The sequence below is a fragment of the Jatrophihabitans sp. genome (assembly GCF_051960575.1).
Classification (GTDB): domain Bacteria; phylum Actinomycetota; class Actinomycetes; order Mycobacteriales; family Jatrophihabitantaceae; genus JBQCEE01.
Genome location: NZ_JBQCEE010000059.1, coordinates 1 through 10,722, shown reverse-complemented (window position 1 = coordinate 10,722; position 10,722 = coordinate 1). Strand labels below are relative to the sequence as shown.

General features: G+C 72.6%; 10 protein-coding genes. 8 read left to right on the top strand and 2 right to left on the bottom strand.

Going from position 1 to position 10,722, the window contains the following annotated elements:
- The 3 genes from ACTHMS_RS02905 to ACTHMS_RS02895 form a co-directional block, all read left to right on the top strand.
- Window positions 1-1,614: HelD family protein (locus tag ACTHMS_RS02905; protein WP_440305174.1), on the top strand; the 1,614-nt coding region annotated here is incomplete at its 5' end.
- Complete coding sequence (locus ACTHMS_RS02900; protein WP_440305173.1) at window positions 1,611-2,378, top strand: class I SAM-dependent methyltransferase; 768 nt, start codon at window positions 1,611-1,613, stop codon at window positions 2,376-2,378. The genes ACTHMS_RS02905 and ACTHMS_RS02900, both read left to right, overlap by 4 nt.
- 138 nt (window positions 2,379-2,516) lie before the next feature.
- A complete protein-coding gene (locus ACTHMS_RS02895) occupies window positions 2,517-3,518 on the top strand; it encodes a hypothetical protein (RefSeq protein WP_440305172.1) in 1,002 nt (333 codons plus the stop codon).
- A gap of 59 nt (window positions 3,519-3,577) precedes the next feature.
- Here the strand turns inward: ACTHMS_RS02895 and ACTHMS_RS02890 are convergent, their stop codons facing one another.
- Entirely contained in the window at window positions 3,578-4,177 is a 600-nt protein-coding gene (locus ACTHMS_RS02890; RefSeq protein ID WP_440305171.1) for a permease, read from the bottom strand.
- A gap of 140 nt (window positions 4,178-4,317) precedes the next feature.
- Here ACTHMS_RS02890 and ACTHMS_RS02885 point away from each other — a divergent pair, with 140 nt between their 5' ends.
- The 3 genes from ACTHMS_RS02885 to ACTHMS_RS02875 are packed head-to-tail and all read left to right on the top strand — an operon-like array spanning window position 4,318 to window position 7,848.
- A complete protein-coding gene (locus ACTHMS_RS02885) occupies window positions 4,318-5,490 on the top strand; it encodes a thiamine pyrophosphate-dependent dehydrogenase E1 component subunit alpha (RefSeq protein WP_440305170.1) in 1,173 nt (390 codons plus the stop codon).
- Window positions 5,490-6,458, top strand: a complete 969-nt coding sequence (locus tag ACTHMS_RS02880) for an alpha-ketoacid dehydrogenase subunit beta (RefSeq protein ID WP_440305175.1) — start codon at window positions 5,490-5,492, stop codon at window positions 6,456-6,458. Before ACTHMS_RS02885 ends, ACTHMS_RS02880 begins: the two co-directional genes overlap by 1 nt.
- Before the next feature lie 4 nt (window positions 6,459-6,462).
- The gene (locus ACTHMS_RS02875; protein ID WP_440305169.1) at window positions 6,463-7,848 is read left to right on the top strand and encodes a dihydrolipoamide acetyltransferase family protein; all 1,386 of its coding nucleotides are present in this window, start codon (window positions 6,463-6,465) and stop codon (window positions 7,846-7,848) included.
- 75 nt (window positions 7,849-7,923) lie between these two features.
- Here the strand turns inward: ACTHMS_RS02875 and ACTHMS_RS02870 are convergent, their stop codons facing one another.
- Entirely contained in the window at window positions 7,924-8,520 is a 597-nt protein-coding gene (locus ACTHMS_RS02870) for a TetR/AcrR family transcriptional regulator (RefSeq protein ID WP_440305168.1), read from the bottom strand.
- A gap of 54 nt (window positions 8,521-8,574) precedes the next feature.
- On the opposite strand from ACTHMS_RS02870, the gene ACTHMS_RS02865 reads away from it, so the two are divergent.
- Both ACTHMS_RS02865 and ACTHMS_RS02860 read left to right on the top strand, forming a co-directional pair.
- Entirely contained in the window at window positions 8,575-9,456 is an 882-nt protein-coding gene (locus tag ACTHMS_RS02865; protein WP_440305167.1) for an SAM-dependent methyltransferase, read from the top strand.
- 98 nt (window positions 9,457-9,554) lie between these two features.
- Window positions 9,555-10,722, top strand: a 1,168-nt coding sequence (locus ACTHMS_RS02860; RefSeq protein ID WP_440305166.1) for a thioredoxin-like domain-containing protein, incomplete at its 3' end; no start/stop codon positions are given.

The window sequence follows — 10,722 nt, the reverse complement described above, 5'->3', positions numbered from 1 at the left end:
GCGATCGGTTTGATGACGTCGTACGAGGACTTGCACCTCGACCGTGGCGTGGTGTTGGGGCTTGAGTCGGAGCTGCGGCGCGAGGAGATCGAGCGGCCGCGTGTCGGGCCGATGCGCGACATCGTCGCGACGATCCAGCCCGACCAGGACGACCTGGTGCGCGCCGAGCTCGACACCTCGCTCTGCGTGCAGGGCGCGCCCGGCACCGGCAAGACCGCGGTCGGCCTCCACCGCGCGGCCTACCTGCTCTACAGCTACCCCGAACGCCTGAAGCGCACCGGCGTGCTGGTCGTCGGGCCGAACGCGGCGTTCCTGCACTACATCGCGCAGGTGCTGCCGTCGCTGGGTGAGGGCGGCATCGAGCAGCGCACGGTCGGGCAGCTCGTCGGTTCGGAGGTGCGCGCCACCGAACCCGTCGACGTGGCCGTGCTGAAGGGCGACGCGCGCATGGCCGACGTGCTGCGCCGCGCGGTGCTCTCGCACGTGCGCAAGCCCGACGACGACGTCGTGGCGATCGTCGGCACGAAGCGCTACCGCGTCGGCGCGCACCACCTGCGCCGCTACGTCGACGACGCCCGCCGCGCGCTCGGCGACGGGCTGCGGTGGTCGACCGCGCGCGAGCGGCTGATGATGCAGGTCGGCGAGGACGTGCGGCGCCAGCGCGAGGACGCGGGCGGTGCGCCCACCGACCGCGAGACGCGCGCCGTCGCCCGCTCGACCCCGGTGAAGGCGTGGGTCGAGACGGTGTGGCCGGCGCTCTCGGCGCCCGCCCTGCTGGCCCGGTTGTACGACGACGCGGAGTTCCTCGCGCGGTGCGCGCCGTCGCTGTTGCCGGAGGAGCGCTCGCTGCTCGCCCGGCCCGCGCCGAGGACGCTGCGCTCGGTGCGCTGGACGGAGGCCGACACCGTGCTGCTCGACGAACTGCACGGCCTGCTCGAGCCGGGCGAGACCTACGTGCACGTGGTGGTCGACGAGGCGCAGGACCTGTCAGCGATGCAGTGCCGGGCGGTGGCGCGGCGGTGCCCGTCCGGATCGATGACCGTGCTCGGCGACCTCGCGCAGGCGACGACGCCGTGGGCGACCGGCTCGTGGGCTGCGACGCTCGAGCACCTCGGCCAGCCCGGCGCCGAGGTGCGGCCGCTGACCACCGGCTACCGCGTGCCCGGCGAGGTGTTGGCGCTGGCGAACCGGCTGCTGCCGCACATCGCGGTCGGCGTGCCCGCCGCGTCGTCGGTGCGCGCCGGTGACGGCGCGCTGCGGTTCGCCCCGCGCGAATCGCTCGACAGCGTCGTGCGCGACCTGCTCGACATCGAGGGCTCGATCGGCGTCATCGTGCCGGACGCGATGGTGCCCGGCGTCGTGGGCGGGCTGGCCGCCGTCGGTGCCGAGATCGTCGACGCGGGCACCGATCCGCGGGTCGCCGTGGTGCCGGCGTCGGAGGCGAAGGGCCTGGAGTTCGACTCGGTCGTGCTGCTCGAGCCGGCGGCGGTCGTGGCCGGCGAGGTCACCCGCGCGGCCGGCCTGCGCCGCCTCTACGTCGTGCTGACCCGCGCGGTGTCGAGGCTGGTGGTGCTGCACGACGAACCACTGCCGCAGGAACTGGAGGACGCATGACCGGCTACGTGTACGACCAGGGGTGGCACGACGAGCGCGCCCGGCTGGCCGGGCTCGAGGCGCTCTGGGACGCGGGCACCCGCTCGCTCGCGACCCGGCTGCAGGTCGGGCCGGGCGCGTCGGTGCTCGAGGTCGGCGCGGGCGGCGGCTCGGTCGTCGAGTGGCTCGCGCAGGTCGGCGCGACGGTGACGGCCGTCGACCTGGACACGCGATTCGTCGAGCCCCTCTCGTCCGCGACGGTGAGCGTGCACGCGCTCGACGTCGTCGCCGACGCGCTGCCGGGCGGTGCCTACGACCTGGTGCACGCGCGCCTGCTGCTCGAGCACCTGCCGGCGCGCGAGGCGGTGCTCGACAAGCTGGTGGCGGCGTTGCGTCCGGGCGGGTGGTTGCTCGTCGAGGACTACGACTGGACCGGCTTCGGCACCGACCCCGGCGGCGAGCTCGAGACCCGATCGATCGAGGGCATCCTCGAGTTCATGCGCGGCGCGGGCCACGAGACGAACTACGGCCGCCGGCTCGCGTCGTCGTTCGCGGCGCGCGGGCTCGTCGAGGTCTTCGGCGAGGGACGCAGCCACGTCATCGACGCCGCGCACCCCGGCTACCCCTTCTTCGCCCTCTCGTTCGCCCAGCTCGCCCCGCCCGCCGTGGACGCCGGCACGCTCAGCGCCGACGACGCTGCCACGATGGGCCCGGCGCTGACGGCCGGCGAGTACCGGATCATCACCCCGACCCTGTTCGCCGCCGCCGGCCGCCGCCCCGCCTGACGCGTCCGGCCCCGGGCGGCTCGGCCCCCTGCTGTGGTCGCGCACGGATCTTGGCGGCGACCATTACGGGGGGGCCAAGCGCCGTGGCCTGTGGACGACGGAGGTGGCAATCGCCCGGGATCCGGCACCATCCGCCCGGTGCGCCCGCTGCCTCGTGCCTCCGCTGCCCAGTTCGGTGCGTTCACCGTCGGCCAGGCCCTCGCCGACGGGTGGACACGATCAGCCCTGCGCCACGGCGTCGAGCAGGGCCGGCTCTGGGTGGTGCGTCGTGGCGTCCTCGCGGCCGTGCACGAACCGACCGGCGACCGGTTCGCCGACGAGATCGCCACGCTCGAGGTGCGCGCCGCCGCGATCTCACTCGCGAACCCGCGCGTCCCGGCAAGCCACGCGGGGTGTGCGGCGCTGCTCGACCTGCCGTTGCTCGGCACCGGACATCGGCTGTGCGCGTCCGTCCCCCGGGGCGCGCGGCACGATGTCGCCGGCGTGCACCTGCACCGCACCCAGCTGCCTTCGGGCGACGTCCGCCGATTGAGGTCGGTCCTGGTGCTTTCACCCGAACGCACGGTCGTCGACCTCGGCCGCGAGCTCGGCATGGAGGCCGCGCTGGTGGCCGCCGACGCAGCCCTGCATCGCGGACTGACGACACCTGACCGGCTCGCTGCGGCGGTCGCCGCGTGCCGTGGGTGGCCCGGCGTCCGCGCCGCGGCGGACGCAGTCGCCTTCGCCGATCCGTTCGCCGAGTCCCCGTTCGAGTCCTTGAGCCGGTTGCGGATCGCCCAGGCCGGTCTGCCGCGACCGGCGCTGCAACGGGTCATCTGGTCGCTGGACGGTCGCTTCCTCGGCCGCACCGACTTCTACTGGGACGAGTTCGGCGTCATCGGTGAGTCGGACGGGATGCTCAAGTACGACGTCCGACGCAACCGCGAGGCGACGACGGCGCTGCAGCGCGAGAAGCGGCGCCAGGAGGGTCTCGAGCAGACGGATCTCATCGCCGTGCGGTGGGGCTGGGATGCACTGGCCGATTTCGCTCCGACGGCGGCTCGACTCGAGCGCGCCTTCGCACGAGGCGTGCGGCCCGGGCGTCAACGCCGCTGGATCGTGACTGCACCGACTCTGCCCCCTGCCGTGGTCGCCAGTTGATCTTCTGGACGACCGTTGCAGGGGGCCAAGCCCTCCACGGGGCAGGGACGGAGCCGGACTCAGGCGGCGTCGGCGCGGCGCAGCTTGTGCTCGACGCGCAGCTGCTGCAACTCGCGGCGCTGGCGGCGGTGCTTGACCAGGAAGACCTCGATGGCGATCACGGCCACGACCGCGATGATCGCGCCGGCGATGGTGGCGCCGCGGAATCCGGGCGCGTCGGTGTCGAGGGTGCGCTGCCCGGCGTGGGCGGCGTTGTTGCTGCCGAGCACGATGCCGAGCGTCATCAGGTTCGGCGCGGCGAGCAGCACCGCGACGACCATGATCCAGGCCCGCGTCCCCCACTTCATGCCGCGGGCGTAGGTCGTGAGGGCCACGAGCAGCGGCACGAAGGTCGACACGATGCCGAAGAACAGACCCCACGTGATGCCCCAGTGGAAGGTCCCGTTCGCCATGTCAGCGGCGCGGTGCGCCCACCAGCGCGGCAGGAACGACGTCGCGATGAGCCAACCGATCAGCAGCAGGGCGACGCCGATGACCGCGAGCAGCCCGCGCCGCTTCCAGTCGTGCGCGGCCTGGGCGTGGGGGTGGTCGTGGCCGCTGAAGTGGGTCGACTCCAGATGCGCCTGCGTCTCGCCGTACCCCGGGTCGGTGTAGCTCATGTACGTAGGGTGCCCACCTCGCGCAGGTTTCATGCCGACCCGTGCGCAGTCTCGCGTCCGCTCAGCGCTTGTGAGGGCCATCACGATATGCTCGGAACCCCTGCACATCCGGGTCTGTACGCCACCCCTGTACGACTCAGGTGCGCAACGCAAGCGAACGCCCGGCCGGCGACCCCGGCCCCGTACGCCAGAGGAGTGCCGTGACCGAGCATGTCCACGCCGTGCATCCCGAGCCGGACGTCGTCCAGCTCCTGACCCCCGAGGGGCAACGGGTCCGCGGGGGTGAGTACGACCTCGAGATCTCCGACGACGAGATCGCCGGCCTCTACCGCGACCTGGTGCTGGCCCGCCGCTTCGACACCGAGGCGATCGCGCTGCAGCGCCAGGGCGAGCTGGGCCTGTGGGCCTCGCTGCTCGGGCAGGAGGCCGCGCAGGTGGGCGCCGGCCGTGCCCTGCGCAGGCACGACATGGCCTTCCCGACCTACCGCGAACACGCGGTGGCGCTGTGCCGCGACGTCGACCCGCTGGTGCTGCTCGGGCTGTTCCGCGGCACCAACCTCGGCGGCTTCGACCCGCGCGAGCACAACTTCAACCTGTACACGATCGTGATCGGCGCGCAGACGCTGCACGCCACCGGGTACGCGATGGGCGTCGTCCGCGACGGCGCCGTCGGCACCGGCGACCCCGACCGCGACACCGCAGTGCTGGCGTTCTTCGGCGACGGCGCGTCCAGCCAGGGCGACGTGAACGAGGCGTTCGTCTGGGCCGCCGCCGGCAACCTGCCGGTCGTCTTCTTCTGCCAGAACAACCAGTGGGCGATCAGCGAGCCGGTCGAGCGGCAGAGCCGCGTGCCGCTCTACCAGCGCGCGAGCGGCTTCGGCTTCCCCGGCGTGCGGGTCGACGGCAACGACGTGCTCGCCTGCCTGTCGGTCACCCGCAAGGCCCTCGACGACGCCCGCAGCGCGCAGGGCCCGACGCTCATCGAGGCGTTCACCTACCGCATGAACCCGCACACGACGTCCGACGACCCGACCCGCTACCGGCTCGGCGACGAGACCGAGACGTGGAAGCTCAAGGACCCGATCGAGCGGGTGCGTGCCTACCTCACCCGTGAGGCGAAGCTGCCGAGCGAGTTCTTCGAGGGCATCGAGGCCGAGTCGCTCAAGCTGGCCGAGCACATCCGCTCGGGCTGCCGCGCGCTGCCGAACCCGACGCCGCACTCGCTGTTCGACCACGTGCACGTCGAGCTGCCGGACGAACTGCGCGAGCAGCGCGACGAGTTCGCCGCCTTCATCGAGTCGGTGGGTGCGTGATGGCGCCGGTGACGATGGCGAAGGCCCTCAACGACGGCCTGCGCAAGGCCATGGAGGACGACCCGAAGGTCGTCATCATGGGCGAGGACGTCGGCAAGCTCGGCGGCGTCTTCCGCATCACCGACGGCCTGCAGAAGGACTTCGGCGAGGACCGTGTCATCGACACGCCGCTCGCCGAGTCGGCGATCATCGGCACGGCCGTCGGCCTGGCGATGCGCGGCTACCGGCCGGTGTGCGAGATCCAGTTCGACGGCTTCGTCTTCCCCGGCTTCGACCAGATCGTCAGCCAGGTCGCGAAGATCTTCAACCGCTCGGCGGGCCTCGTGCGCATGCCGATCACGATCCGCATCCCGTTCGGCGGCGGCATCGGCGCGGTCGAGCACCACAGCGAGTCGCCCGAGTCGTACTTCGCGCACACGCCCGGCCTCAAGGTCGTCAGCTGCTCGAACCCGTCCGACGCGTACTGGATGATCCAGCAGTCGATCGCCTCGGACGACCCGATCGTGTTCTTCGAGCCGAAACGCCGCTACTGGACGAAGGGTGAGGTCTCCGCCGACCCGATCCCGCTGCACCAGGCGCGGGTGGTGCGCCCCGGCTCGCACGTCACCGTCGCGGCCTACGGGCCCATGGTCGGCACCGTGCTCGAGGCGGCGGCCGTGGCCGCCGAGGAGGGCCACGAGCTCGAGGTCATCGACCTGCGCACGCTCTCGCCGCTCGACCTGCCCACCGTGGTGCAGTCGGTCGAGCGCACCGGCCGGCTCATCGTGGTGCACGAGGCGCAGCGCTCGTTCTCGATCGCGTCGGAGGTCGCGGCGCGCGTGCAGGAGCAGGCCTTCTACTCGCTCGAGGCTCCCGTGCTGCGCGTGACCGGCTACGACACCCCGTACCCGCCGAGCCGCATCGAGGAGGAGTGGTTGCCGAACGTCGACCGCATCCTCGACGCCGTCGACCGTTCGCTGGGGTACTGACGACATGGCGCTCGAACACTTCAAGCTCCCGGACGTCGGCGAGGGCCTGCTCGAGGCCGACATCCTCGCGTGGCGCGTGCAGCCCGGCGACGTCGTCGAGGTCAACCAGATCATCATCGAGGTCGAGACGGCCAAGGCGGCGGTCGAACTGCCGTCCCCGTGGGCGGGCACCGTGAAGGACCTGCTCGTCGCCGAGGGCGACACCGTGCCCGTCGGCTCGCCGATCATCGCGATCGAGACAGCCGCGGCAGACCCCGGCGTCACCGACATGGTGCCGACGACGGCGTCGGCCGAGTCGGCCGCGCCGGCCCGGCAGCCGGTGCTCGTCGGCTACGGCCCGCGCGCCGAGGGCACGCCCAGCCGGCGGCGCCGCTCGACCGCTGCGGCGAACGGGCACGGGTCGTCCACGATTCTGCCCGCAACGCCCGTTGAGGCTCCGGCTCCGACGCCTGCCGCCGAGCCGACGCCGTCGGCGCACGCGGCGTTCGCCCCGCCCGCCGAGCCGCTGCCGTCGACCGCCGGTGACCGGCACCGCGTGCTCGCCAAGCCGCCGGTGCGCAAGCTGGCGAAGACGCTGGGCGTCGACCTCACCACGCTCACGCCCACCGGCCCGAACGGCACGATCTCCCGGGCCGATGTCGAGCAGGCGGCGGGGGCACCGGCGCCTGCCGCCGCGCGTCCGGTTGCATCCGGTGAGCGCGAGACGCGTATCCCGATCAGGGGTGTCCGCAAGCACACCGCGGCCGCGATGGTGCAGTCGGCCTTCACCGCGCCGCACGTGACGGAGTTCGTCACCGTCGACGTCACCGAGACGATGGAGCTGCGCGACCGCGTCGCCGCACGCCGCGAGTTCCGCGAGGTGAAGGTCAGCCCGTTGCTGTTCGTGGCGAAGGCGTGTCTGCGCGCGCTCGCGCGAACGCCGCAGATCAACGCCGTGTGGGACGAAGCGTCCGGCGAGATCGTCGTGAAGCACTACGTCAATCTCGGCATCGCCGCGGCGACGGAGCGCGGGTTGATCGTCCCGAACATCAAGGACGCCGACGCGATGTCGCTGCTCGAGCTCGCACAGGCGATGGGCGCGCTCACCGAGACGGCCCGCGCGGGCCGCACGACACCGGCCGACCTCACCGGCGGCACGTTCACGATCACCAACGTCGGCGTCTTCGGCGTCGACACCGGCACGCCGATCATCAACCCGGGCGAGTCGGCGATCCTGGCGTTCGGCGCGGTGCGGAAGATGCCGTGGGTCATCGGCGACGAGATCGTGCCGCGCTGGGTCACCCAGCTCGCCCTCTCGTTCGACCACCGGTTGATCGACGGACAGCAGGGCTCGGAGTTCCTCGCCGATGTCGCCGCCGTGCTGCACGACCCCGGCCTCGCCCTGCTGTAGGCGTCAGACCGCTTGTCCCCCGGCCCAGTCGTTTCCGGGACGCCTGGATGACTGGGCCGGGGGACAAGGTGGCCTTCAAGCGGCCGCCCAGCCGGCAAGGAGGGCTGTGAACGCGCTGCGCCAGACGGCCGCGGCGTGGTTCGGTGAGCCGAGATTGCCACGCAGTTCGTTGACGGCGAGGCCCTCGCAGAGGCAGTGGAACTCGGTGGCCGCGGCCTCGACGCTGCGTCCACCCAGACCGGTGGCGCGAGCGACCCGCTCGACCCGTTCCAGCAGGGCGGTCCACGCGTCGCGATTCGCAGGCGCGACCTCGGCCCAGACGCCGGGCGGCGTGGCGAGCGAGGCGAAGCCGACGCGGAAGAGCCCAGCGTGCTCACGTGCGAAACCCCGGAACGCGACTGTCGCCACGCGCAGCAGGTCGGCGTTCGGATCGTCGGTGACACGGACGCGGCGCACGGCGATGCCGAGCAGTTCGAACGCGCGCACACCCAGCGCGGCGAGCAGACCGTCCATCGAGCCGAAGGTGCTGTAGACGGCGCGAGTCGTCACGCCGACCTCGTCGGCCAGCCGACGCACCGTGATCGAGTCGGCGCCCTCGGCCTCGGCGAGCCGTTCCGCGGCGGCGAGCAGGGCCGCTGCCGTGGTGTCGTCGTGGATGCGGCTGCGTCCCATGTTGACCACTATAGCGCAACGCTGTTACGTTACGCCGTGACGATTGGGGTCGGCATGACGACGACGGTGGACGAGGGACTGCAGCGGCTCATGGGTGCGGCGGCGCAGTGGGAGCAGGGCGCGTGGTGTCTCGCCGCGCTGAGGCTCAGCGGACGACCGCCGGGCGATCCGCTCGGCGCCGCGGCACTGACGGTGCTCGACGCAGTCGGGCTCACCGGTGCGGTCGACGGTGGCTCGTTCACGCGTCCGCAGCTGGACGGTCTGGCAGCAGCGCCTCTGCTGCAGACCGCGACGCTGGTGAGCGGCGAGTACCGGGGCTGGTCCGATCACACCGACGAGGCGATCCTCGCCCAGGGACAGGCGAGCGGGTCGGCCGCGGCGATGTTCCGGCAGTTCATGCTGCCGCAGTACCCCGACCTCGCCGCACGCCTCGCCGCGCCCGGCGCGCGGATGATCGACGTCGGCACCGGCGTCGGGGCGCTCGCGGTCGGCTACGCCGTCGCCTTCCCGAACCTCGAGGTCACCGGGATCGACGTCTTCGACCGGGCGCTGGCCATGGCCGAGCAGACGGTGCGCGAGGCCGGCGTCGCCGACCGCGTGCAGCTCCGCCGTCAAGACGTCACCGAGCTCACCGAGGTCGCGGCCTACGACCTCGCGTGGATCCCGGCACCGTTCGTCCCCGAACCGGCTTTCGGCGCCGGTGTCGCGCGACTCGTCGAGGCGCTGCGTCCCGGCGGCCTGCTCATCGTCGGCCACGGCAAGTACGACGGCAGCGACCTCGACAACGCGCTCACCCGCTTCAAGACGCTGGCCTACGGCGGCACGCCGCTCGACAGCTCCACCGCCGTCGACCTGCTGACCTCGCACGGTCTGCGCGACGTGCTGACGGTGCCGACACCGCCCGGCGCGCCCGGGCTGACCGTCGGCACCCGCTGACGCCTCGCTCTCTGCAGCCACTTGTCCCCTGACCCAGTCGTTTTCGGTACGCCTGGATGACTGGGGCTGGGGACAAGGCGGCTTCCTACGATGGACGGGTGAGTGCTGCACGGGTGCGGGCGCCGGAGCTGACGCCGTCGGCAGGCGGCGGGTGGATCGGCTCGGCGCCGTTGTCGCTCGCGACACTGCGCGGACGCTTCGTCCTGCTCGACTTCTGGACCTTCTGCTGCGGCAACTGCCTGCACGTGATCGACGAGCTGCGCCCGCTCGAGCACGAGTTCGCCGACGTGCTGACGATCGTCGGGGTGCACTCGCCGAAGTTCCCGCACGAGCGGGAGGCCGCCGCGGTGACGGCGGCGATCGAGCGGTACGAGGTCGAGCACCCCGTGCTGAACGATCCGGGGCTGCGGCTCTGGCAGCAGTACGCGGTGCGCGCCTGGCCGACGCTCGTGCTGATCGACCCCGAGGGTTACGTCGTCGCGCAGGCCGCGGGTGAGGGACATGTGTCCGGGCTCGCTGCGCGGCTGCGTGCACTCGTCGCCGAGCACGAGAAGAAGGGGACGCTGCACCGCGGGCCGGGACCCGAGCTGCACGCCGCCGCCGCGACGACCGACCTGCGCTTCCCCGCGAAGGCGATCGTGCTGCCGGCGGCGCGCACCGGACGCGACACGGACACCCTGCTCGTCGCCGACGCCGGCCACCACCAGGTCGTCGAGACCGACCTCGACGGCGCCGTGCTGCGGCGCTTCGGCAGCGGGCGACGCGGCGAGCCATTCGCCGAGCCCAACGGCCTGTGCCTGCTGCCCGAGGGAGTCGCGGACTTCGACGTCGTCGTCGCGAGCACGGCCGACCACACGCTGCGCACGCTGCGGCTCGCCGACGGCGCGACGACGACCATCGACCTCCCGGCTGCGCTCGATGGTGCCGGGACGGTCACCGGGCCGGTGCCCGACGTCCTCTCGCCATGGGACGTCGTGTGGTGGCCCGCGCTCGACCGACTGGTCGTCGCGGCCGCCGGTGTGCACCTCCTGCTGTCCGTGACGCTCGACGGGAAGGCCGAGATCCTGGCCGGGACGACCGTGGAGGGGCTGAAGGACGGACCGGCGCTCGACACCTGGCTGGCCCAACCGAGCGGGCTCGCCGTCGACGGCGACCGGGTGTGGTTCGTCGACTCGGAGACCTCGGCCCTGCGCTACCTGACCGTCGACGGCACGGTGCACACCGCCGTCGGCGAGGGGCTCTTCGACTTCGGACACGTCGACGGCG

Excerpts from the sequence above, each read along its gene's own strand:
- ACTHMS_RS02900 (WP_440305173.1), top strand. The coding sequence starts at position 1,611 with ATGACCGGCTACGTGTACGACCAGGGGTGGCACGACGAGCGCGCCCGG.
- ACTHMS_RS02890 (WP_440305171.1), bottom strand. The coding sequence starts at position 4,177 with ATGAGCTACACCGACCCGGGGTACGGCGAGACGCAGGCGCATCTGGAG.
- ACTHMS_RS02880 (WP_440305175.1), top strand. The coding sequence starts at position 5,490 with ATGGCGCCGGTGACGATGGCGAAGGCCCTCAACGACGGCCTGCGCAAG.
- ACTHMS_RS02875 (WP_440305169.1), top strand. The coding sequence starts at position 6,463 with ATGGCGCTCGAACACTTCAAGCTCCCGGACGTCGGCGAGGGCCTGCTC.
- ACTHMS_RS02870 (WP_440305168.1), bottom strand. The coding sequence starts at position 8,520 with ATGGGACGCAGCCGCATCCACGACGACACCACGGCAGCGGCCCTGCTC.
- ACTHMS_RS02865 (WP_440305167.1), top strand. The coding sequence starts at position 8,575 with ATGACGACGACGGTGGACGAGGGACTGCAGCGGCTCATGGGTGCGGCG.